This is a genomic window from Amphritea balenae (genome assembly GCF_003858655.1).
Taxonomy (GTDB): domain Bacteria; phylum Pseudomonadota; class Gammaproteobacteria; order Pseudomonadales; family Balneatricaceae; genus Amphritea; species Amphritea balenae.
In genome coordinates, this window is sequence record NZ_RQXV01000003.1 from 299,344 (window position 1) to 320,684 (window position 21,341).

Sequence of the window (21,341 nt, forward strand, 5' to 3'; positions counted from 1 at the left end):
GCTCCGCTAACGTACTTTCAATGTTGCCAGTCCGATAAGAACCAGCACTACAGTAATAATCCAGAACCGGACAATAACCCGTGGTTCTGGCCAGCCTTTTAATTCAAAATGATGATGCAAAGGCGCCATTCGGAAAATCCGCCGCCCGGTAAGCTTAAAAGATGCCACCTGAAGAATAACGGATACCGTTTCTATCACAAAAACGCCCCCCATTATCATCAATACAAACTCCTGACGCACCACGACGGCAATAACACCTAAAGCAGCACCCAGCGCTAAGGCACCCACATCACCCATAAATACCTGTGCCGGATAAGCGTTAAACCAAAGGAAACCAAGTCCCGCGCCCACAATAGAGCCACAAATTATAATCAGCTCACCTGAACCTGCGATATATGGAATATGCAGATACTCTGCAAACTTGATATTACCGCCCAGATAAGCAAATACACCTAATGCGCCGGCAACCAGAACCGTGGGTAATATTGCCAGGCCATCCAAACCGTCTGTCAGGTTGACCGCATTTGACGTACCTACTATGACGAAATAGGTAAATACGATGAAGAACAGCCCCATATCAATAGTCAGATCTTTGAAAACCGGAAAGATCAACTGGGTTTCTGCCGGTGACTGTGCCGTCATATAAAGCAAAATGGCGGCTCCTAAGCCACCCACTGATTGCCAGAAGTATTTCCACTTTGCCGGTAACCCTCGGGTGCTTTTCTCAATCACCATCCGGTAATCATCAACCCAGCCTACGGCGCCAAAAATAAAGGTCACACCCAGTACGATCCAGGTATAGCGATTAGTCAGGTCAGCCCAGAGTAGACTGCTGACTATAATTGCCAGAATAATCAGTGCGCCACCCATAGTAGGCGTACCTGATTTACTAAAATGTGATTCAGGCCCGTCATTGCGTACAGTCTGACTGATCTGTTTACTTTTCAGTTTCCGGATCAGCGCAGGCCCTAAAAACAGCGAGATAGCTAACGCCGTCAATACGCCCAGAATACCGCGCAAAGTCAGATAGCTGAACACGGCAAAAAAACTGTTATATTCAGCCAGCCATTCGGCTAGTAGTAATAACATTAGCGGCTCTCCCCTTCAGTAAGGCCAGTGACAATCTCATCCATTCCCGCACTACGGGATCCTTTAACCAGCAGGTTACGCTTGCAATCAGGTAACTGCTTAATAAAAGCCAACAAGCTGTGCTTATCTGTGAAGTTCTCAGCAGCATGACCACCGGCAGCAATAAAGCCATCTGACGCTGCAGCACTTAAAGGGCCGCAGCTATATAAGGCATCGATACCTTTTGCGGCAACATAGGCTCCCAGGTTACGGTGCTGTTGTTCTGCATCCACACCCAGTTCAGCCATATCACCCAACACTAGTACTGCCTCGCCATTGAGTTCAGCCAGCGCATCAACCGCAGCTTTTACGGCATCAGGGTTCGCATTGTAGCTATCGTCTATAACCAGCATTGAATCATTCACTTGTACCGGACGCATGCGTCCGGCAGCGCCACGACACTGTCCCAAACCATCTGCAACCGTCGCCAGAGCGCAGCCATCCGCTAACTGAGCCGCTGCAGCTGCCAGGGCATTAGCAACATTGTGCCGTCCCATCAAACCTAAAATTACCGGGCGATGTGCACCAGCAAAATTCAAATTAAAGCGGTAACAACCGTTATCCTGCAGGGATATGTCAGATGCGAACACGGTCGCGGTATTATCGATAACCGAAAATGTGAACAACGGCTGCTGTTCCAGCATAGCCAGCCAAACCGATGCATGAGGGTCGTCCAGATTAACAACGGCGGTACCTTGCTCAGTCAGCCCCTGAAAAATTTCTGCCTTCGCCTTAACCACACCCTGAAGACTACCAAACCCTTCCAGGTGAGCGCCCATTGCGTTGTTAAGAATGGCTATATCAGGTTTCGCAAGGTGAGTACTATAGGCAATTTCATGGGGTCCGCTGGCCCCCATCTCGATCACGGCATACTGGTCACCTGATGATAACCGCAACAAGGTTAATGGTACGCCAATGTCGTTATTCAGATTACCCTGAGTCGCCAGCGTCTGGCCGCGCAGACGGCTGATCGAAGCCAGCATCTCTTTTACTGTGGTTTTACCACTACTGCCGGTCACCGCAAACAGTACACCGGTAAAACGATGACGGTTGTAAGCAGCAAGATTACCTAACGCCAGACGGGTATTACTCACGATCAGCTGCGGCAGTGAGGTATCAATTTTATGATCCACAACAACAGCGGCTGCACCTTTACTTTCAGCCAGGCCAATAAAATCATGCGCATCAAAATTGTCACCCTTCAACGCAATAAACAGATCACCTTGCTGAATTTTACGTGTATCTGTACTGATACGCAGAATGTCACAATCATCCCCCAGCAGTGTTGCCGATAAAGGCTCTGCCAGTTCCGCCAATCGAAACGGACCATTCATAACTGCGCTCCTGTATCACGTTTAGCAGTCATTGCAGCCTCAGCCACAGCCACATCATCGAATGGCATTTTCACCCCTTGTATATCCTGATAATTCTCATGACCTTTACCGGCAATCAGTAATATGTCCTGCTCCTGAAGTGCATTGACTGCAGCAGTGATTGCCTGCGCCCGGTCTACATCGGTTATTTCCGGTTCAGATTCTTTGAAGCCAGCAAGTACCATACTAATAATCTGATCCGGATCTTCTGTCCTGGGATTGTCACTGGTAACCACAACCTTATCGGCCAATCGCTCAGCGATTGCCGCCATTTGTGGACGCTTGCCATTATCCCGATCGCCACCGCAACCAAATACGCACCAAAGGTTGCCCTGACAATGATTTCGCAACGCCTCAAGTGCCTTTTCCAGAGCATCAGGCGTGTGTGCATAATCAACGGCAACCAAAGGCTGATCCCGTGACACTAATTGCATCCGCCCCGGAACGGCTGAAATAGCGTTGACCGCTTCAGCAATCTGCGACAACGGCAGCCCCATTTTTCCTGTTACCGCAATAGTCAGTAATAAGTTACTCAGATTAAACCGGCCGATCAGACCCGTATCCATCTGAAAGGTTCCCCAGGGAGTACTTACTTCTGCATTAATACCTGCGGTAGAAAGCTGTACCTTTGTCGCCCTTACCTGCGCCCCAGCAACTTCACCAAAACTGATTCGATCCTGACCATCTGACTGGGCCAGAATTCGTACACCATAGCTATCATCAGCATTCACAACCTGATGATCGATATTCATCTCATTAAACAAGCGTGCTTTAGCCGCACCATAGGTTTCCATATCACCATGGTAATCAAGGTGGTCACGGGACAAATTAGTAAAACCCGCTGCATCAAAATGCACACCACTAACGCGATGCTGATCCAGCGCATGACTAGACACCTCCATCACCACACTGGTTGCGCCTTGCTGAAGCAAGGCTGCAAGCATAGCATGCAGACTTATGGCATCAGGTGTCGTATGGCTTGCTTCATCAAGCTGACCTAACAAACCATTACCTACGGTACCAATTAAAGCACTGGTTTCGCCGCTGTAATCCAATACCTGCGCAATATAATGCGCGCAGGATGTTTTACCGTTAGTTCCGGTAATACCCACCACTTTCATATGGAGGGAAGGCTCCCCATAGAATCGCGAAGCTACCTCTCCGATCAGTTCAGCAACATCTGCCACACCGATCAGTGGGATAGCTACATCGATAGGGTCCGCTGCAGCCAATTCTGCGTCATTAACAATCGCAGCAACTGCCCCTTCTGCTGCAGCGGAGCAAACAAAATCTATTCCTTTATGGCTTACGCCATCACGGGCAAAGAACAAGTCACCCGGTTGTACTGCACGGCTATCCTGAGCCACACCCTTAACAATTAACCCTGCAACCGCAGTATCTGCTAACTGAGGCATTAACTCAGCGAGACTAAAGCGCTTCATACTCATTGCATTACCACTTGAGTCGCGGGCTTCCAGTTATCTGGCGCAACATTTAACATCCGCAATGCACCTCCTACAACCCGGGAAAAGACAGGCGCAGCGACTTCGCCACCGTAATACTCTTGTCCCTTCGGATTATCGACCATGACAACTGCAATAATCTCGGGATTTTCTACCGGTGCGACACCGGCAAACACCGCAACGTACTTATCATCTTCATAGCCACTGGAGCCCACCTTATGCGCGGTACCAGTTTTTCCTGCGACCTGATAACCCTCGATCGCGGCACGTCGTCCGGTGCCCCCTTGTTGAGTTACTGTTTCCATCATTCGTAACACCTGATTAGCTATCGCTTCTGGCATCACCCGGGTAGCAGGCTCCGGTCGTTCAAGCTTCAATAATGAAACCGGACGCGTTAATCCTCCGGTAGCAAAAGGAATATACGCCTGCGCAAGCTGTAATGGCGTAACCGCCAAGCCATAGCCGTATGACATAGTGGCACGTTCAACTAACCGGTTCTTTGCATGATAAGGCAGTACACCGGCCTGTTCACCAGGAAAACCAGTACCCGGAACCTGCCCCAGGCCCACGTTTTGCATCGTGTTACGTACAGCATCTTCGTGCATACTCAAGGCAAGCTTAGTAACCCCTACGTTGCTTGATTTGGTAATTATCCTGCCGATATCCAACTCACCATAATTACGATGATCACGAATGGTTTTACCTTTAACCCGGATATATCCCGGTGATGTATCAATAACACTATCTAACTGATATTTACCGCTCATTAACGCCGCCGCCACAGTCAAAGGTTTCATCGTCGAACCCGGCTCGAAAGTATCTGTCACCGCACGGTTACGTAACGATTCCATACCAGCCCCCAGATTACTGCGGTCATTAGGGTTATATGAAGGCTGATTCACCATCGCCAATACTTCACCGGTATGTGCATCCAGCACTACCATCGCAGCCGAATCCGCTTTATGTGCCTGCACCGCCGCTTTCAGCTCACGATAGGCCAGATACTGCAGTCGCAGATCGATACTCAGCTGTAGATCCTGCCCCTGACTCATGGGTTCAAGCTCACGAATATGCTTAACCGTACGCCCCAGCAGATCGCGCATGACCAGTTTTTTACCCGGAACCCCCTGCAACCAATCATCAAAAGCCAGCTCAACGCCCTCCTGGCCTTTGCCATCAACATTGGTAAAACCAACCAGATGAGTCGCCACCTCGGCAGCAGGATAGAAGCGTTTATATTCCCGATCGACATAAACACCCGGGATATCCAGCGCTTCAATCTGAACCGCCTGAGCCGGAGTCATCTGACGCTTCAGATACAAAAATTGCTTTGCTCTAAAACGAGACACCTTACTCAACAACGCTGCTCGATCACTTCCCAAAAGGCTAGCCAGGCGATCAATTGATGCATTCTGCAGGTCAAATTCCTGGGGATTCATCCACACAGTTGAAACAGGTGCACTCACTGACAATGGCTGCCCATTTCGGTCACTAATCACACCCCGATGGGCTGGAATAACAGCGGTACGCAGTATCCGCGCATCACCCTGACGCTTAAGAAAAGCCTGCTCCTGCATATTGAGGGTCAACATTTTCCCACTAATAGCTAAACCGATCAGAACCAGGAGCAGAAATACCAGCCACAGACGCCAGCCTCTGGCTGCACGAGCTTGAATATCCTGCTCATCGCTCATCTCTGATCACCTCAACCTGCTCCGCAATTCGCATCCCCAAACGCTTAATTGCAACCGACTCAACCCGATTATTTGCAGCCAGGGCACCTTGTTCCAATAGCAACTGCCCCCACTCAACCTGCAGTTCATCCCATTGCTGCACTAACTCTTGCTGCTGATTAAACAGTAAGCGATATTGGTGTGCAGACCAGACAACCAGTAAAGCCGATATAACCAACAACCCAACCAAAACCAACAACAGAATCCCTTGTTTAATCAGTCGTATCGGCTCAATAATCTCTCCGACTTCAAGCTCATCCCCAACCGTTAGCCATCCTGGCAGTGGTATATTCAGTTTCATCTGACTTTTTTCGCAGCCCGCATCACCGCACTACGTGAACGGGGATTATCTTCAACCTCATCCCGTCCTGCCTTTACCGCTTTACCTACCGCCTTCAAACGGATCTGTAACATATCATCGGTTACTGGAATCCCGCGTGGTAGATGCTCATCACCCTTAACGTGCTTACGAATAAAACGCTTAACAATACGATCTTCTAAAGAATGAAAACTGATCACAACTAAATGTCCACCCGGCTTAAGCACATCCAGCGCCTGATCAAGGCAGCTTTCCAGATCTTCCAACTCACGGTTAATAAAGATACGAATACCCTGAAACGCGCGTGTTGCAGGGTTTTTACCTTTCTCCCATGACGGATTGGCTTCGGCGATTATCTTAGATAAGCGTGCGGTCGTGGTAATAGGTTCGATCTCTCGTTCAGCAATAATAGCCCGCGCCATACGCCTGGAGTGACGCTCTTCTCCATAGGTATAAAGCACATCCGCAATTTCTTTATCATCAGCACGCGCCAACCATTCGGCAGCGCTCTCACCCACATCCGGATTCATCCGCATATCAAGCGGCCCGTCAGCCATGAAGCTAAAACCACGACTAGGATCATCCAACTGTGGCGAAGACACACCGAGATCAAGCAGAACACCGTCGACCTGCCCCAGCAGATCTTTCTTTACAACAAACTCTTCTAATTGAGCAAAGGAGCCACGCTCAATACTAAAGCGTGATTCATCTGCGAAACGCTCTGCAGCACAGGCGATCGCTTCAGGATCTTTATCGATCCCCATCAACCGACCGTTCTCAGATAAACGGTTCAATACCAGCGCCGAGTGACCACCGCGCCCGAACGTACCATCAATATAAAAACCATCCGGATCACTGACCAGGGTATCCACAGCTTCATTAAGCAACACTGTGATATGTTTATACTCTGCACTCATGTGCGTTAACCCCTGTCGGTTTAAAGTGATAAATTCTGTAACTCATCTGGCAGCTCTGCGCCGCCATCAACTTCAGCCAGATATTCTTCGCGGGTCGCTAACCAGCGCTCCTCGCTCCAGATCTCAAACTTATTGCCCTGACCTAACAGAACAATTTTCTTATTCAGTTCCGCATAATCCCGTAAAGGTGCAGGCAGTAATAAACGACCATTACCATCCATATCCAGATCGGTAGCATGACCAATCAGTAAACGCTGTATCCGTCTTGCTGCAGGATTAAAACTGGGTAGTGCTTCGATCTTTTCCTGAATCTCTTCCCATTCAGCCAAAGGGTAAAGCAGTAGGCATCGCTCCTCGGTATCAATGGTCGCCACCAGATGCCCACAGCAATGCTCCGTGATCCTGTCACGGTAACGCGCTGGTATAGCCATACGACCTTTTGCATCCAGATTGATTGGATTGACGCCTCGAAACACGAGTTTCACTCCCCCATAACCAATTTAACCCACAATTACCCACATTTACCCACTAACACACACTATAGAAATTAACCCCCCCGTTTGCAAGGCCGATATTGGTTCTTTGATGAAGGATTAAGAGCGCTTAAAATCAGGTTAAAAGCCCAGATTTCAAGGGACATAGCTATCAGAGAGCAGTTACAAAGAAATGAACTTGAAGCAGTTTTAAGATAAGACCGAATTCAAACTGAAATATTCAAGTAAAAGTAATAATTAGAATCAAAACTACATTCACAAAGCAGAAAAACAAACACAAGAACCGCCTCCAGCCCAGCAATCTCAAAAAACTCACCTAAACTAATTACAGTCCCCCGCATCAAGCTGGCAGGAGAGTATATAGAAAGCAAGGAAAGCATCATGACTTTAAATAAAAACGTAATAATTCAATTGCTATTATCTATATTGCTCATATCTATCTCGTCCACAGCCTTGCTAAGCAGCGTAACTGCTGCCCCATACGAAAACCAAAAAGACAAAGACCTTAATCTTCACTTGAATGGAGCCAGCTATCACTTCAAAAGAGCCGGACACAATGAACAAAACTACGGATTAGGCTTCTCATACAAACTCTCAGATTCAAACCAGAGGCCAGACTTCCTGAAAAAAGAACCTCTTTATTTTGAACTCGATATCTTTAAAGATTCCTTTTCAGATACAGGCCTGACTGCAGCAATTGCCTGGAAAAAACGCTTATCCAAACGCACTTCCTACGGCATAAAAGCAGGTCTTTGGTACGCACAATCCAATACAGATAAGTACAACACACCATTTTTACCATATGTTGTACCCTTTCTAGAAACCAACTACGACACCAGAATAAACTTGAGAACAACAATAGTCCCTCCTTTTGGAGATGTAACCTACGGCTCCCTTATGTTCCAACTAATTATAAAAACTGACAGATAATCGAAAACAGCTAACAAAGAGCCAACAAGCAGCTAAAAATACCTTTCTGAAACAGAGGATTTGTAGAGTTCACTGATAAGCAGGGTTTTGACTGGAGCTACCGCTATTCTAGGATCTGTACCGTCACAGTTTTAAGCGACCATCAAAATCAAGCTCTACCTGAAATGCAGCACACCTTAAAGAATTCAACAGACACAGCTGCAATAGAAAAAATGTAGAGCTCGTCAATAAGCTAAAGCTCTTATCAAAAGCTGTCGAGGATAATCATTTATCCAGCTCTTTCAAAAGCACACCTCACTCTGAAGTGCTTAATTGACACACTAGCAAAAAAAGCTGTAGAGCTCGCCGATAAGCCGGGTTTTGTCGTGGACAATCATTCATCTAGGACCTGCGTCGCCACAGATCTCAAGCGACCTACCCGAATCCAGTGTGGGCCACACCTTAATGGATTCCTATTTGGTCTTGCTCCAGGTGGGGTTTACCATGCCATGAAGTGTTGCCACTCACGCGGTGCGCTCTTACCGCACCCTTTCACCCTTACCGGTTTTCTATCCGAAAATAAAAAACTTAGGCGGTCTGCTCTCTGCTGCACTTTCCGTAGGCTTGCGCCCCCCAGGCGTTACCTGGCACCCTGCCCTGCTGGAGCCCGGACTTTCCTCCCCCCTGCACTCAAGAGATTAGGGCGGCGATTGTCTGGCGAACTCTACGGCGCAAAGGATACCAGCAAGCAGGCTATTAGCAAGCCCAACCTGATCCCTGAAGATGAATTATTTTCGATCTAACGCCGCCTGATACAAAACCTTCTTTTTTACACCTGTAATCTTTGCTGCAAGCGCAGATGCCTGCTTAACTGATAACTCAGCCAACAAAATATCAAGCACCTCACTTGCATGAGAATCAAGATCAGAATCATCAATCTCTGGGGCACCCTCAACCATCAGAACAAATTCACCTTTGCGTTGATTAGGGTCAGCCTCAACCTTCGATAACACTTCAGCAGCAGTACCGGCAATAAAGGTTTCAAAGGTTTTGGTTAGCTCCCGCGCAATAACAATAGGCCGATCAGCACCAAATGCCTCTACCACCGCAGCCAGACTATCCAGAATACGATGCGGGGACTCGTAAAACATCAGCGTGCGCGTCTCTGCAGCCAGTCCGCTAAAAAAATTCAATCGCTGCTGCGACTTCGCTGGAGGAAAACCCTCAAACGCAAATCGATCTGAGGGTACACCGGCTGCGCTCAACGCTGCCACCATGGCACAACACCCAGGCACAGGCACAACATTAAAGCCAGCCGCCCGAACTTCACGCACCAACACAAAGCCAGGATCAGATATCAACGGCGTACCAGCATCAGAAATCAATGCGATATCCAGCCCTTGCTGCAATTTTTCAATAATTTTTTGCTGTTGCTGGCGTTCATTGTGATCATGAACTGCTATCATCGGCGTTTTAATATTAAAATGTGACAGCAACCGACCACTATGGCGGGTATCTTCAGCTGCGATTAATGCAACCGACTCCAGAATTCGGAGCGCACGCGGCGTCATATCTTCCAGATTACCAATTGGCGTTGCTATTACATATAAAACTGATTCGGACATCGGTTTCGAGCCATTCAAATTTCAGGGTGTGAAAGTATATGACGTTTCCAAGTCGTCTGTCTCTTGTCCTCGCTGCCAGCGTGACACTTTTTATTGCCGGCTGCTCTTCTCAGCTTCAAGAGAGCAGAACAAGCTCAGCAAGCCAGAACCCGATGCAACAGGTCACAGAGCTACTTGCCGAGGCTGACACAGCCGCGCCAATTAAAAGCGCTCGCCTTAAAGCGGAAGCAGCACGAATCCTGGTAAAACTGAATCGTCGGGACGAAGCAGCCAGCCTATTGGAAGAGGTCGAGCTTCAACTACTGCCGCCGGCACTACAGTTTGAAATAGCTGAACTAAAGGCACGAGCCGCCCTTGACCGCCAGGATGGACAGAGCGCACTGCGCTATCTACAACAGCTTCCAGAAACAACAACCAACAACCTGCCAGCCGAGAGACAGTACCAGATAGGCGAAATGCAGGCAGACGCTTACCTTTATCAACAGGACCAGTTAAGCGAACTGCAACAGCTAATTCAATTAAGCAGCTTTAGCCCTGCAGATAAAACCAACACCCTCCACAATCGCATCTGGAACATACTCACATCGATGCCAAGCGCGCAGCTAAAACAGCTCAGCCAACAACCATCAAACAGTTATTACGAGCAGGGTTGGTATGAACTGGCACTCAGTACGTCTTCTGCCAAAGACCTGAGCCAACAAAGCACACAGCTGGAGCAGTGGAAAATACTATGGCAATCACACCCGGCACACCAAACACCGCCAGAAACACTGGCAGCAGTTAGCAATGCAGAAACACTCACAGCCAATAATATAGCGCTGCTGCTTCCATTAACCGGCCGATTACAAAAGCCTGCCGAAGCGATTTTGAGCGGATTCATGGCCGCCCACTACAATGCCGTTCGCGCTGGCACCAGCACAGCGAAAGTTACCGTCCTCGACTCATCACTGATCAGCACCCCGGGACAGCTGTATCAGGTGGCCGGAGAGAAACAGATAGACCTGATAATCGGCCCCCTACAGAAAGAGATGGTCAGCAGCCTGTTACAATACGGCCCTGCACCGATACCAACACTCACTTTGAATACGATACCGGATAGCCAGCAAAGCAATATCTATCAATTTGGACTAGCAATTGAGGACGAAGCAATACAGGCAGCCACACAGGCCTGGAATGACAACCGCAAACAGGTACTGATCTATACACCAAACACCGAATGGGGCCAGCGAGCCGCAACTGCATTCAGCAAAACCTTTACCGAACTTGGCGGTACCATTCTGGATAGCTACAGTTACAACAATGAAGCAAACTATTCAGAGCAGATAGCGACCCTGCTTGGCACCGAAAAGAGCAACCAGCGACAAAAGCAACTCACCCGAATTATCGGTGAACGTCCAGAATCAGAAGATCGGCGCAGACAAGATGTTGATGCTATTTTCCTTTCCGCCCTGCCTCAGACTGCTCGCCAGATAAAACCAACACTGGCATTCCACTACGCAGGCAGAGTCCCGGTTTATGCCACCTCGCACATATTTAGCGGCAGCGAGTCCAGCATAGAAGACCAGGATCTCAACGGCATTCGCTTTGTTGCTATGCCCTGGCTGACTAGCGAACCGACAACAACACATTTACAGCTGGCGCAGCTTAAGAAAGATACTGACAGTCGTTTCGGCAGACTTTACGCTCTGGGAATAGATGCTTTCCAACTATTCCCTTATCTGGCACAACTGGCCGCCTCACCCATTGCCCAGGTAAATGGTGAAACCGGCATCTTATCCATCAAGCAGAACAACCAGGTTCAGCGCACACTAAACTGGAATATTTTCAAACAAGGGCTGGCGCAACCTTTAAACTAAAGCTGACATTTTTACTCAACAGTCAGCTTTGAACAAAAGCCAGACCTGAATAAAGGCAAGCCTAAGATGAAGCTCGCCGCCTGATTTTGGAATGATCATGGACAGACAACAAATAGGCAAGGATGCCGAAAAACAAGCACTAGCGTATTTAAAAAAACAGAAATTAAAACTTATCAGCCATAATTTCAGCTGCCGCTTTGGCGAAATAGATCTGATTATGACTGACCATGAACAACTGGTGTTTATCGAAGTAAGGCAACGTAGCCACGCCCACTGGGGCGGCGCAAGCCATTCAGTCGACAAACGCAAGCAACAGAAGTTAATAAAAACAGCAGCTTACTTTCTATCCAGAAATAGCCGCTATAACAATACAACTTGCAGGTTTGACGTGATTGCTTTTGAAGCAAACACCTCCGACAGGAGTGGAGATTCCTGTCCTATATGGTATAAAGACGCCTTCAGACCTGAAGCCACTTTCTGACAGGAGCACCGATGGTACTTCAAGACCGAGTTATTAACCTATTCCATAACAGCATGGAGGTTAATGCCCAGACCATCGAGGAATACACCCCGCTAATTTCTCATGCCGGCGAGCTTTTGCTCAACTGCTTAATGTCAGAAAACAAAATCCTCTGTTGCGGCAACGGTGGCGGCGCAGCTTTGGCACAGCATTTCAGCAGTTTGCTTCTGAATCAATATCGCCACGAGCGTCCAGGACTGCCGGCTATTAGCCTCAGCGCAGACGGCTCAGCCTTGACTGGCATTGGTCACGACAGCCACTTTAACGATATTTTTTCCAAGCAGATCCGCGCACTGGGCCAGCCCGGCGACCTGTTACTTATTTTATCCACAGATGGCCGTAGCGCAAACCTGGTACAAGCCATTCAGGCCGCCCACGACAGAGACATGCTGGTTATTGCACTTACCGGTGGAACTAATGACAACATTCAGTCTCTATTACTGCCTGACGAGGTTGAATTCTGCATTCCTGCAGATGATCCAGCCCTTATTTTTGGCGCACAGACCCTGGTTCTACACGCCCTATGCGATCTGATTGACTACCAACTTTTTGGCGGAGAATAATTAATGAAGCAAGTACTCACTCTCACCCTGACAGCGTTACTACTAAGTGGCTGCTCTACTGTTGTCAGTACCATCAAAGAAGAGCCCATTAAAGAAGATCACGCCAATCGCACCACCGGAAGCTATGTTGATGATGAGTTAATTGAGATCAAATCAAACGTCAATCTAAGCAAAGCATCTGAAGAGCTGCGCGGTAGCCACATCAGTATTACCAGCTTCAATGGTGTTGTGCTAATTACCGGCCAGGTTGCTACCGAGAACAGCCGCGCTGAAGCCGAACAGATCGTCAGCCAGGTGCGTAAAATCCGCCGCATCCACAACGAACTGACAGTGACTAGCCCAACCTCATCCCTGACCCGTGCAAGCGATACCTGGATCACAGCTAAAATTAAAGCCAATATGCTGGGTGATGAACAAGTTAACGCAACACGCATCAAAGTCGTCACCGAAAATGGCGTTGTATACCTGATGGGACTGGTTACCCGCCAGGAAGCCGACGAAGCTATTCGCGTAGTACGTAGCGTTAACGGCATACAGAAAATCGTTAAAATCTTTGAATATATCGACTAGCTAAACCCAACGCCTGTTGACTACGGATTAGCCAAAAAAAACCGCCAGCAGGCGGTTTTTTTTATGGTCATATCCACAGGATCAGTATCGACAGAGTGACTACTTCACAACCTTCAACGATGGACGCCCAGACGCCTTCGGCGACGGTTCCGGTGGAGTCGGATCATTATCTGGCTCATCATCCTGATACAGCGCCTCACAGCCAGGCTCAGTGCCAAACCCCATGCCCATGCCATTCTCTTTGGCATAGATAGCTAAAATCGCTACCATCGGTGCAAAAACATTCATAGGCACACCGCCAAAGCGCGCACTAAAGCTCACCGCTTCATTGTCTATCAGCAGGCTCTGAACAGCTGATGGCGTAATATTCAATACAATCTGACCATCATTGATAAACTGCTCAGGCACCATAACTCCCTGAATTTCAGCATCGATAACCAGATGTGGTGTCCAGCCGCTATCCAGAATCCACTCGTTCAGGGAACGAATCAGATACCCCCGACTTGATTGCATACATTACTCCCAAAAAAAAAGGATGAAGCAAGCTCATCCTTTATATTATGCACAAATGAAGATTAGTCGCGCATTTCGCGTTCTTCTTCAGACAGACTGATCTGGAATGATTCGCGCTCGAACAAACGACTCATATATTTAATCAGGTCTTTACTCTGCGCTTCAGGCAGCTCTACACCCAGAATCTCCAATCGCCACAGCAACGGAGCGATACAGCAATCAACCAGGGTAAATTCTTCACTCATGAAGAAATCTTTCTCACCAAAAATTGGTGATACTGCAACCAGGCTATCGCGCAACGCTTTACGCGCTTCTTCAGCCTCATCAGCATCTTCACTGTTAAGAATTACATCTGCCAGATCACACCAGTCACGCTGAATGCGATACATGTACAGACGGCTTTCAGCCCGTGCAACAGGGTATACAGGCAGCAGTGGAGGATGCGGGAAACGCTCATCCAGATATTCCATCATCACGTTTGGTTCATACAAAACCAGCTCTCTGTCCAGCAGAGTTGGCAGATTATTGTATGGATTCAGTGACGCCAGATCCTCTGGAAGGTTATTAGGATCACAGTCGTTGATCTCAACGGCCACACCCTTTTCCGCCAGTACGATACGTACCCGATGGCTGTAATGATCATTACCATCGGAGTAAAAAGTCATTGAAGACCGTTTGGCCACTACGCCCATTAAATCACCCCGTCTCACTTATTCCATAAAAAAAATATACGCGGCTCACACAATATGAGCCACGTACAGATGCTACTGATCAGCAGACGTCTTAGTGAACGTCTCTCCAGTACTCTTTCTTCAACGCAAATGCGAAGATGAAGAAGATAGCCAGGAAGATCAGAACTTTATAACCGATTGCTTCAGACTCCAGCTTAACAGGATTACCCATATAAGACATGAAGTTAACCAGATCGTATACAGTCTTGTCGAACTCTTCAGCCGTTTGAGTACCTTTTTCGCTAATCGTCAGACAGCCACCGATAGCCAGACCAGTAAGAGGATCAATCTCCTTTTCCTGATGCAGCAATTCGTCTTTAGAGCAGCTGTTCATCTGAGTACCTTGCAGGCTCTCAAGAATGTTAGGCATACCAACATCCGGGAAGACAACGTTATTAACGTTATACGGGCGACTCTCATCTTTGTAGAAACTACGCAGATAAGTGTACAACCAGTCTTCGCCACGCAGACGAGACTCAAGAGTCAGATCCGGCGGAGCCGTACCAAACCACTCAGCCGCATCAGCTTTAGGCATAGCATTAGTCATCTGCTCGCCCACTTTCTGGTCACCAAAAATCAGATTCTCTTCAACCAACTCATTAGGCATACCCAGATCAACTGCAGCACGCTCAAAACGCTGATAATCCGCAGAGTGACAACCCAGACAATAGTTTACATAAGTCTGCATACCACGCTGCAAGGACTCCTTGTTCGCGTGATCAGCTTCCATATGATCCAGAGGCGCCTTGCCTCCCGCGGCACTTGCTGCCATTGGCAGCAGTACCATCATAAATGCGATAAAAAACTTTTTCATTAGCCTGTTACCCTCTCTGGTACCGGTTTAGTGCTTTCCATTCTGGTGTAGAACGGCATCAGGAAGAAGTACGCAAAGTACAATGCCGTACAGATCTGAGCAACAACAGTACGACCTGGAGAGGACGCAACCACACCCAGATAACCCAGGATCACGAAACATACACAGAAGATAGCCAACCAGATCTTGCTCATCAGGCCTTTGTAGCGCATAGATTTAACCGGGCTACGGTCAAGCCATGGCAGGACAAACAGAACAGCAATCGCACCACCCATTACAACTACACCCGGGAACTGGGAACCAGCAATAGGTGGAATCGCACGCAGCATTGCGTAGAACGGTGTGAAGTACCATACCGGCGCAATATGCTCAGGCGTCTTCAGCGGGTTAGCTGGTTCAAAGTTTGGCTTCTCAATGAAGTAACCACCCATCTCCGGGAAGAAGAAGATGATCAGACAGAAGACAAACAGGAACACAACCACACCTACAATATCTTTAACAGAGTAGTAAGGGTGGAAAGGAATACCGTCCAGCGGGATACCGTTCTCATCTTTCTTGTCTTTAATCTCGATACCGTCCGGGTTGTTAGAACCCACTTCGTGCAGTGCGATGATGTGCATAACAACCAGTGCCAGCAGAACGATCGGCAGAGCCACAACGTGCAGCGAGAAGAAACGGTTCAGAGTAACGCCAGAAATAACGTAATCACCACGGATCCACTCAGCCAGCTCAGGCCCGATAACCGGCACAGCAGCGAACAGAGATACAATTACCTGAGCACCCCAGTAAGACATCTGACCCCATGGCAACAGGTAGCCCATGAAGGCTTCAGCCATTAGCGCCAGGTAGATTGCCATACCAAAGATCCACACCAATTCCCGTGGCTTACGGTAAGAACCGTACATAATACCGCGGAACATGTGCAGGTAAACAACAGCGAAGAATGCAGAAGCACCGGTAGAGTGCATATAGCGAAGCAACCAGCCATAGTCCACATCACGCATGATGTATTCAACAGAAGCAAATGCACCGTCTGCCGTAGGGTTATAGCTCATTGTCAGCCAGATACCGGTCAACAGTTGGTTAACCAGAACCAACAGCGCCAGTGAACCAAAGAAGTACCAGAAGTTAAAGTTCTTTGGAGCGTAGTATTTTGCCAGGTGATCGTCCCACATAGCAGTGAGCGGGAAACGATCATCAATCCAGCCCATCACACCTGGATTTCCTTTATTTCGAGTGCCAGCCATTATGCAGTCTCCTGATCAACACCAACGATAATCATATTGTCGTTCGCATAGGAATGAGGTGGAATCACCAGATTACTAGGCGCCGGAGATCCTTTCAAAACACGACCGGACAGATCGAATCGGGAACCGTGACACGCACAATAGAAACCACCAACCCATTCTGCACCCAGATCAGCAGGCGCCAGCTCAGGACGGTAGGTCGGAGAACAACCCAGGTGAGTACAGATACCAACCAACACGGAGATATCTTCGCGCAGTGCACGCGCCGGCGTACCCGGCACATATGCTGGCTGCTGTGGAATCTTAGACTCAGGATCGGTCAGGCTATCTGTGATCGTTGTCAGATTCGCCAGGGCCTCATCGCCTCGACGAATAATCCATACTGGCTTGCCGCGCCATTTAACGATCGCCTGCTGACCGGGCTCAAGTTTACTAATATCGACCTTAACCGGAGCGCCGGCAGTTTTTGCCTCTGCACTCGGATTCCAAGAAGCTACGAACGGAACCGCAGCTCCGACGGCACCCACTGCCCCAACAGCAGAGGTGGCACCGATCAGGAGACGTCGCCGCCCCTTATTCACGCCATCATTACTCATTAAGATTATCTCCCCTCACTCAACCATTCCGCCCCCTGCACTGTTGCAATGCAGTAATTGTCTGGCTGCTCGTAACGAATACCGAATTAACGGATTTTTAAAATGGCCCAAATAGTAAAGAAAATCCCCTCTTCTTACAAGGCAATTTCTATTCAAAACCGGTTATTTACGCCTATAGTCGACTATCACTTAAGTAAAAAAACTCAGGCAAAAAAAAACGCCCGAACCATTGCTGATTCGAGCGATTTTTGTGCGATACAAAAAGTATCGAAGCGGTATTAACGCTTGGAGAACTGTGGACGCTTACGTGCTTTACGCAGACCCACTTTCTTACGCTCAACTTCACGAGCATCACGGGTAACAAACCCAGCTGCACGCAGTTCAGGACGCAGAGTCTCATCATATTCCATCAGGGCACGAGTGATGCCGTGACGAATAGCGCCAGCCTGACCGAAGCCGCCGCCGCCTTTAACTGTTACGTATACGTCAAACTTTTCAACGTTACCAGTCAGTTCCAGTGGCTGCTTAACGATCATGCGAGCAGTTTCGCGACCGAAGTAAACATCCAGCTCACGCTGGTTAACAGTGATTTTGCCTGTACCTGGACGCAAGAAAACACGTGCAGTAGAGGACTTACGACGGCCTGTGCCGTAATACTGAGTAGAAGACATATTGACCGCCCCTTAAAGAGTTAGTTCTTGTGGCTGTTGAGCCGCATGAGGATGTTCTGCGCCAGCATACACTTTCATCTTAGTGTACATAGCACGGCCCAGAGGACCTTTTGGCAGCATACCTTTAACAGCCAGCTCGATGGTACGTGTTGGCTGAGTCTCAACCATCTTCTCGAAAGAAGTTTCACGCAGACCACCAGGGTAACCGGTATGACGGTAGTAAGTTTTATCCTTACGCTTGTTACCAGTTACGTTAACTTTTTCAGCATTGATAACAACGATGTAATCGCCAGTATCAACGTGAGGGGTGTATTCTGCTTTATGCTTGCCGCGTAGACGACGAGCAATTTCTGTAGCCATACGACCTAAGGTTTTACCCTCAGCATCGATAACATACCAATCGCGTTTTACCTCTGCAGGCTTTGCGCTAAATGTAGTCATGATAATTTCGCCTATACATCAGTCTAATCTCGTTAAATCAAACACTTAACGTAGATTGACGACCTTATAATTATTGGTTGTAGTCCAGGGACTACAACGTCATAAATCCCCGACCTGAGTCGAAGGAGCGCGGATTATACTGCAACCGCACAACAATGCCAATAGAAATTAGGAAGTTCGATCGGATCTTAAGCCCGATGCTCTCTGGCAAGGTATTCGTGCGACTGCATTTCAAGCAAACGACTCTGAGTACGTTCGATTTCAAAACCTAACCGTCCTTCGGTGTAGATCTCATAAATAGGCTTTTCAGCTGAGATAATCAGCTTAACACCACTATCATAAAACTCATCAACCAGGTTTATGAATCGACGTGCAGCATCATCATTACTGCGACCTAGCTGCGGCACATTACTGATCAGCACGGCATGGAATATTTTTGCCAGCTCAATGTAATCATTCTGACTTCGCGGCCCTTCGCACAGTTCAGAAAAATCAAACCAGACCACATCCTCACAACAACGGCGCGCCTGTATATCACGACCATTAATATCCAACACCTCAGCCTCGACCACCTCTTCCAGATCAGGCGCAAGGCTTTCAAAGCTGGTATTAAGGCTGACATCAGCAGCGGCATCTAAAGGATGATGATATAACTCAGCCTGTTCCAAGGTTCGCAGACGATAGTCAATACCGCTGTCGACATTGACCACATCAGTATATTTATTCAGCATTGCGATCGCAGGCAGGAAGCGCGCACGCTGCAAACCGTTTTCATACAAACCATCGGGCACGATGTTTGAGGTCGCCACCAGAGATACACCATTGTTAAACAACTCTTCTAACAAACCACCCAGAATCATCGCATCGGTGATATCAGTAACAAAGAATTCATCAAAGCAGATAATCTGAAACTCTTCTGCGTACTTCTTACCAATAGTAACCAGCGGATTTGGCGTACCATCAAGCAATTTAAGCTCTTTATGAACACGCTGCATGAAGCGGTGAAAGTGCGTCCGCTCTTTGTTCTCAAAAGGCAAGCTATCAAAAAAGGTATCCATCAGGTATGTCTTACCACGACCAACACCACCCCAGAAATATAGGCCTTTAACCGGCTCAATCGACTGTGGCTTTTTAAACTTTCCGGAAAGACGCCCCATCAAACCTTTCGGCTTAGGCTGCTCTTTTTTTGCTACCAGCTCATCATAAAGACGCTGCAGGTTCTTTACCGCCATCTCCTGGGCAGCATCATAGGAAAAATCATCCCGTTCAAGGTCTTTTTTATAGCGCTCAATAGGGGTCATGCCGGAACCTGTAATATGTTAGAACAGCGGATCAAATTTAGGTTGGGCACTTTACCGCCAGCGCCCATCTTTTGCAACGCAACAAAAGGTTTACATCAGCCAAGCTGATGTAAACCCGAGCGCTTCGCTTGTCCGATGCTACTGCGTAGCGTCCGATCATTTCATTTGTCCGAGCGTTGCTACGCAACTTGTCCGATAGCGCACAAAAACACAAAACAATTACACCACAGAGGGCACAGAGGACACGGAGAAAAGATTAAAAATACAAAAAGCCATTAACGCTCCACTCCGTGCTCTCTGTGTTCTCCGTGGTAAACCGCCCTTATCTTTTCCGTTTCTACGTTACCCGCTCTTTCGGACGCGGCGTAGCCGCATCGGACAAGTGAAACGTTCGGACTAGTGTAACGATCGGCTTTCTTATCGGACACGGCGCGTAGCGCCATTCGGACTTCGTTTTTTAGCGTGATTCGGACCCTTAAAGCCCTAACAGAGGAATCAGTACCGGTAGCATAAACGCGGTAAACGCCCCCGTCATACCCATCGCCAGCCCACCAAAGGCACCGGCCATTAGCCCGTATTCAAAGGCGAAGGCTGTTCCCATACCGTGCGCAGCCACGCCTAGAGCAAACCCCTTAACCGCTTCATCTTTAATATGCAGAATACGGTAGATCGGTGGCGCCAGAATACAACCAATCGCCCCCGTTATAAGCACCAGCCCCGACGCTAACGATGGATAACCGCCAATTTTTTCAGCGATACCGATCGCTATAGGAGAAGTCACCGACTTCGGCGCCAGGGAAAGTAGCGTACCGATCTGAGCATCCATCAACTGAGCCACCAGCACAGCAGAAGCCGCCGCAGTCACCGCACCCGCCACACAGGCAACAAGTAGCGGTAGTAACATCTTCTTAACCCGTTCCAGATGATCAAATAACGGCACAGCCAGAGCCACTGTCGCAGGCCCTAGTAGGAAATGAATAAACTGAGCCCCTTCAAAGTAGGTTTCATACTCAGTTCCGGTAAGCAATAGAAACACAATAATCAGCGAAAGGGACACCAAAACAGGATGTAACAGCGGAGTACCACCAATACGCCGATTAAACCAGGACGTTACAATGAAAGTAGCAATAGTAACAATTAGCCACATGAGCGGTTTAGCCGCGAAAAAGGTCCAGAATTCCACCCTAACCTTCTCCACTCATCTGATGCAGTTTTTTCGCAGAACGATTGAGAATTAAGCCGGTAATAACAATAGTCAGCGCCGTACTTACTATCAACGCCACCAGAATAGCCAGCCAGTCGGCTTGCAGTAATTTGAAATGCACCATCAAACCGACACCAGCAGGAACAAACAGCAGAGCCAGATGCTTTAACAAAGCCTCACTGGGAAGGCGCAGATAATCAGGCACCTCACCTTTCAGAATCAGACATCCTAATAACAGCACCATACCCACTACCGGTCCAGGTACAGGCACTCCAACCGCCAGAACAAAGAGCTCACCGACGAACTGAAACAACAACAATACTAACAATCCGATCAACATAGGTAACCATCCA

General features: G+C 48.2%; 23 protein-coding genes and 1 other RNA gene. 5 read left to right on the forward strand and 19 right to left on the reverse strand.

The genetic code is table 11. The annotated features are described in order from the left end of the window. Positions 1-6 precede the first annotated feature (6 nt). From mraY to mraZ, 7 genes are read right to left on the reverse strand one after another with little or no spacing between them, the layout of a single operon-like run. Entirely contained in the window at positions 7-1,089 is a 1,083-nt protein-coding gene (gene mraY / locus EHS89_RS07960; protein ID WP_124925600.1) for a phospho-N-acetylmuramoyl-pentapeptide-transferase, read from the reverse strand. Then, a complete protein-coding gene (locus EHS89_RS07965) occupies positions 1,089-2,462 on the reverse strand; it encodes a UDP-N-acetylmuramoyl-tripeptide--D-alanyl-D-alanine ligase (protein ID WP_124925601.1) in 1,374 nt (457 codons plus the stop codon). The genes mraY and EHS89_RS07965 overlap by 1 nt, the downstream gene beginning before the upstream one ends. Beyond that, positions 2,459-3,949: a UDP-N-acetylmuramoyl-L-alanyl-D-glutamate--2,6-diaminopimelate ligase gene (locus EHS89_RS07970; protein WP_124925602.1), complete on the reverse strand. Its 1,491-nt coding sequence runs from the start codon at positions 3,947-3,949 to the stop codon at positions 2,459-2,461. Before EHS89_RS07970 ends, EHS89_RS07965 begins: the two co-directional genes overlap by 4 nt. Continuing rightward, complete coding sequence (locus tag EHS89_RS07975) at positions 3,946-5,658, reverse strand: peptidoglycan D,D-transpeptidase FtsI family protein (RefSeq protein WP_124925603.1); 1,713 nt, start codon at positions 5,656-5,658, stop codon at positions 3,946-3,948. The genes EHS89_RS07970 and EHS89_RS07975 overlap by 4 nt, the downstream gene beginning before the upstream one ends. Further along, positions 5,648-5,998 carry a cell division protein FtsL gene (gene ftsL, locus EHS89_RS07980; RefSeq protein ID WP_124925604.1) on the reverse strand — a complete coding sequence of 117 codons (351 nt, stop codon included), beginning with the start codon at positions 5,996-5,998 and terminating at the stop codon, positions 5,648-5,650. Before ftsL ends, EHS89_RS07975 begins: the two co-directional genes overlap by 11 nt. Further along, positions 5,995-6,933 (reverse strand): 16S rRNA (cytosine(1402)-N(4))-methyltransferase RsmH, encoded by a 939-nt coding sequence (gene rsmH / locus EHS89_RS07985; RefSeq protein WP_124925605.1) that lies wholly within the window; start codon positions 6,931-6,933, stop codon positions 5,995-5,997. Before rsmH ends, ftsL begins: the two co-directional genes overlap by 4 nt. Before the next feature lie 20 nt (positions 6,934-6,953). Beyond that, positions 6,954-7,409, reverse strand: a complete 456-nt coding sequence (mraZ, locus tag EHS89_RS07990) for a division/cell wall cluster transcriptional repressor MraZ (RefSeq protein ID WP_124925606.1) — start codon at positions 7,407-7,409, stop codon at positions 6,954-6,956. 399 nt (positions 7,410-7,808) lie between these two features. Between mraZ and EHS89_RS07995 the strand changes: the two genes are divergently transcribed. Beyond that, positions 7,809-8,357 carry a hypothetical protein gene (locus EHS89_RS07995; protein WP_124925607.1) on the forward strand — a complete coding sequence of 183 codons (549 nt, stop codon included), beginning with the start codon at positions 7,809-7,811 and terminating at the stop codon, positions 8,355-8,357. Between the two features lie 333 nt (positions 8,358-8,690). On the opposite strand, the gene rnpB is transcribed toward EHS89_RS07995, so the two are convergent. Both rnpB and rsmI read right to left on the reverse strand, forming a co-directional pair. Next, positions 8,691-9,062, reverse strand: an RNA gene (gene rnpB, locus EHS89_RS08000) — RNase P RNA component class A. 62 nt (positions 9,063-9,124) lie between these two features. After that, complete coding sequence (rsmI, locus tag EHS89_RS08005; RefSeq protein ID WP_124925608.1) at positions 9,125-9,961, reverse strand: 16S rRNA (cytidine(1402)-2'-O)-methyltransferase; 837 nt, start codon at positions 9,959-9,961, stop codon at positions 9,125-9,127. 38 nt (positions 9,962-9,999) lie between these two features. On the opposite strand from rsmI, the gene EHS89_RS08010 reads away from it, so the two are divergent. From EHS89_RS08010 to EHS89_RS08025, 4 genes are all read left to right on the forward strand, one after another. Continuing rightward, positions 10,000-11,817: a penicillin-binding protein activator gene (locus EHS89_RS08010; protein ID WP_124925609.1), complete on the forward strand. Its 1,818-nt coding sequence runs from the start codon at positions 10,000-10,002 to the stop codon at positions 11,815-11,817. A 97-nt stretch (positions 11,818-11,914) separates the two neighbouring features. Continuing rightward, positions 11,915-12,298 (forward strand): YraN family protein, encoded by a 384-nt coding sequence (locus tag EHS89_RS08015; protein ID WP_124925610.1) that lies wholly within the window; start codon positions 11,915-11,917, stop codon positions 12,296-12,298. 11 nt (positions 12,299-12,309) lie between these two features. Next, entirely contained in the window at positions 12,310-12,900 is a 591-nt protein-coding gene (locus EHS89_RS08020) for an SIS domain-containing protein (protein ID WP_124925611.1), read from the forward strand. Positions 12,901-12,903: 3 nt separating this feature from the next. After that, positions 12,904-13,470 carry a BON domain-containing protein gene (locus tag EHS89_RS08025; RefSeq protein ID WP_124925612.1) on the forward strand — a complete coding sequence of 189 codons (567 nt, stop codon included), beginning with the start codon at positions 12,904-12,906 and terminating at the stop codon, positions 13,468-13,470. A 99-nt stretch (positions 13,471-13,569) separates the two neighbouring features. Here EHS89_RS08025 and EHS89_RS08030 read toward each other — a convergent pair whose 3' ends face one another. The 10 genes from EHS89_RS08030 to EHS89_RS08075 all read right to left on the reverse strand — a co-directional run bounded on the left by EHS89_RS08030 (position 13,570) and on the right by EHS89_RS08075 (position 21,328). Further along, positions 13,570-13,983: a ClpXP protease specificity-enhancing factor gene (locus EHS89_RS08030; RefSeq protein WP_124925613.1), complete on the reverse strand. Its 414-nt coding sequence runs from the start codon at positions 13,981-13,983 to the stop codon at positions 13,570-13,572. A 62-nt stretch (positions 13,984-14,045) separates the two neighbouring features. Continuing rightward, the gene (sspA, locus tag EHS89_RS08035) at positions 14,046-14,675 is read right to left on the reverse strand and encodes a stringent starvation protein SspA (RefSeq protein ID WP_124925614.1); all 630 of its coding nucleotides are present in this window, start codon (positions 14,673-14,675) and stop codon (positions 14,046-14,048) included. A 91-nt stretch (positions 14,676-14,766) separates the two neighbouring features. Next, positions 14,767-15,528 (reverse strand): cytochrome c1, encoded by a 762-nt coding sequence (locus EHS89_RS08040; protein WP_124925615.1) that lies wholly within the window; start codon positions 15,526-15,528, stop codon positions 14,767-14,769. After that, the gene (locus EHS89_RS08045) at positions 15,528-16,775 is read right to left on the reverse strand and encodes a cytochrome b (protein ID WP_124925616.1); all 1,248 of its coding nucleotides are present in this window, start codon (positions 16,773-16,775) and stop codon (positions 15,528-15,530) included. Before EHS89_RS08045 ends, EHS89_RS08040 begins: the two co-directional genes overlap by 1 nt. Further along, the gene (petA, locus tag EHS89_RS08050) at positions 16,775-17,371 is read right to left on the reverse strand and encodes a ubiquinol-cytochrome c reductase iron-sulfur subunit (protein ID WP_124925617.1); all 597 of its coding nucleotides are present in this window, start codon (positions 17,369-17,371) and stop codon (positions 16,775-16,777) included. The genes EHS89_RS08045 and petA overlap by 1 nt, the downstream gene beginning before the upstream one ends. A gap of 278 nt (positions 17,372-17,649) precedes the next feature. Then, on the reverse strand, positions 17,650-18,042 hold the full coding sequence (gene rpsI, locus EHS89_RS08055) for a 30S ribosomal protein S9 (protein ID WP_124925618.1): 393 nt from the start codon (positions 18,040-18,042) through the stop codon (positions 17,650-17,652). Between the two features lie 12 nt (positions 18,043-18,054). Further along, on the reverse strand, positions 18,055-18,483 hold the full coding sequence (gene rplM, locus EHS89_RS08060; protein WP_124925619.1) for a 50S ribosomal protein L13: 429 nt from the start codon (positions 18,481-18,483) through the stop codon (positions 18,055-18,057). A 188-nt stretch (positions 18,484-18,671) separates the two neighbouring features. After that, positions 18,672-19,784, reverse strand: a complete 1,113-nt coding sequence (gene zapE, locus EHS89_RS08065; protein WP_124925620.1) for a cell division protein ZapE — start codon at positions 19,782-19,784, stop codon at positions 18,672-18,674. A gap of 475 nt (positions 19,785-20,259) precedes the next feature. Further along, the gene (locus tag EHS89_RS08070) at positions 20,260-20,931 is read right to left on the reverse strand and encodes an LrgB family protein (protein WP_170167452.1); all 672 of its coding nucleotides are present in this window, start codon (positions 20,929-20,931) and stop codon (positions 20,260-20,262) included. A 37-nt stretch (positions 20,932-20,968) separates the two neighbouring features. Continuing rightward, positions 20,969-21,328, reverse strand: a complete 360-nt coding sequence (locus EHS89_RS08075) for a CidA/LrgA family protein (RefSeq protein WP_124925622.1) — start codon at positions 21,326-21,328, stop codon at positions 20,969-20,971. Between the last annotated feature and the right edge of the window lie 13 nt (positions 21,329-21,341).

Excerpts from the sequence above, each read along its gene's own strand:
- ftsL (WP_124925604.1), bottom strand. The coding sequence starts at position 5,998 with ATGAAACTGAATATACCACTGCCAGGATGGCTAACGGTTGGGGATGAG.
- rsmH (WP_124925605.1), bottom strand. The coding sequence starts at position 6,933 with ATGAGTGCAGAGTATAAACATATCACAGTGTTGCTTAATGAAGCTGTG.
- rsmI (WP_124925608.1), bottom strand. The coding sequence starts at position 9,961 with ATGTCCGAATCAGTTTTATATGTAATAGCAACGCCAATTGGTAATCTG.
- EHS89_RS07995 (WP_124925607.1), top strand. The coding sequence starts at position 7,809 with ATGACTTTAAATAAAAACGTAATAATTCAATTGCTATTATCTATATTG.
- EHS89_RS08045 (WP_124925616.1), bottom strand. The coding sequence starts at position 16,775 with ATGGCTGGCACTCGAAATAAAGGAAATCCAGGTGTGATGGGCTGGATT.
- zapE (WP_124925620.1), bottom strand. The coding sequence starts at position 19,784 with ATGACCCCTATTGAGCGCTATAAAAAAGACCTTGAACGGGATGATTTT.
- EHS89_RS08010 (WP_124925609.1), top strand. The coding sequence starts at position 10,000 with ATGACGTTTCCAAGTCGTCTGTCTCTTGTCCTCGCTGCCAGCGTGACA.
- rplM (WP_124925619.1), bottom strand. The coding sequence starts at position 18,483 with ATGACTACATTTAGCGCAAAGCCTGCAGAGGTAAAACGCGATTGGTAT.
- EHS89_RS08040 (WP_124925615.1), bottom strand. The coding sequence starts at position 15,528 with ATGAAAAAGTTTTTTATCGCATTTATGATGGTACTGCTGCCAATGGCA.
- EHS89_RS07965 (WP_124925601.1), bottom strand. The coding sequence starts at position 2,462 with ATGAATGGTCCGTTTCGATTGGCGGAACTGGCAGAGCCTTTATCGGCA.
- petA (WP_124925617.1), bottom strand. The coding sequence starts at position 17,371 with ATGAGTAATGATGGCGTGAATAAGGGGCGGCGACGTCTCCTGATCGGT.
- rpsI (WP_124925618.1), bottom strand. The coding sequence starts at position 18,042 with ATGTCTTCTACTCAGTATTACGGCACAGGCCGTCGTAAGTCCTCTACT.
- EHS89_RS08030 (WP_124925613.1), bottom strand. The coding sequence starts at position 13,983 with ATGCAATCAAGTCGGGGGTATCTGATTCGTTCCCTGAACGAGTGGATT.
- sspA (WP_124925614.1), bottom strand. The coding sequence starts at position 14,675 with ATGGGCGTAGTGGCCAAACGGTCTTCAATGACTTTTTACTCCGATGGT.
- EHS89_RS08015 (WP_124925610.1), top strand. The coding sequence starts at position 11,915 with ATGGACAGACAACAAATAGGCAAGGATGCCGAAAAACAAGCACTAGCG.
- EHS89_RS08075 (WP_124925622.1), bottom strand. The coding sequence starts at position 21,328 with ATGTTGATCGGATTGTTAGTATTGTTGTTGTTTCAGTTCGTCGGTGAG.
- EHS89_RS08070 (WP_170167452.1), bottom strand. The coding sequence starts at position 20,931 with ATGTGGCTAATTGTTACTATTGCTACTTTCATTGTAACGTCCTGGTTT.
- EHS89_RS07970 (WP_124925602.1), bottom strand. The coding sequence starts at position 3,949 with ATGAGTATGAAGCGCTTTAGTCTCGCTGAGTTAATGCCTCAGTTAGCA.
- EHS89_RS07975 (WP_124925603.1), bottom strand. The coding sequence starts at position 5,658 with ATGAGCGATGAGCAGGATATTCAAGCTCGTGCAGCCAGAGGCTGGCGT.
- EHS89_RS08020 (WP_124925611.1), top strand. The coding sequence starts at position 12,310 with ATGGTACTTCAAGACCGAGTTATTAACCTATTCCATAACAGCATGGAG.
- EHS89_RS08025 (WP_124925612.1), top strand. The coding sequence starts at position 12,904 with ATGAAGCAAGTACTCACTCTCACCCTGACAGCGTTACTACTAAGTGGC.
- mraY (WP_124925600.1), bottom strand. The coding sequence starts at position 1,089 with ATGTTATTACTACTAGCCGAATGGCTGGCTGAATATAACAGTTTTTTT.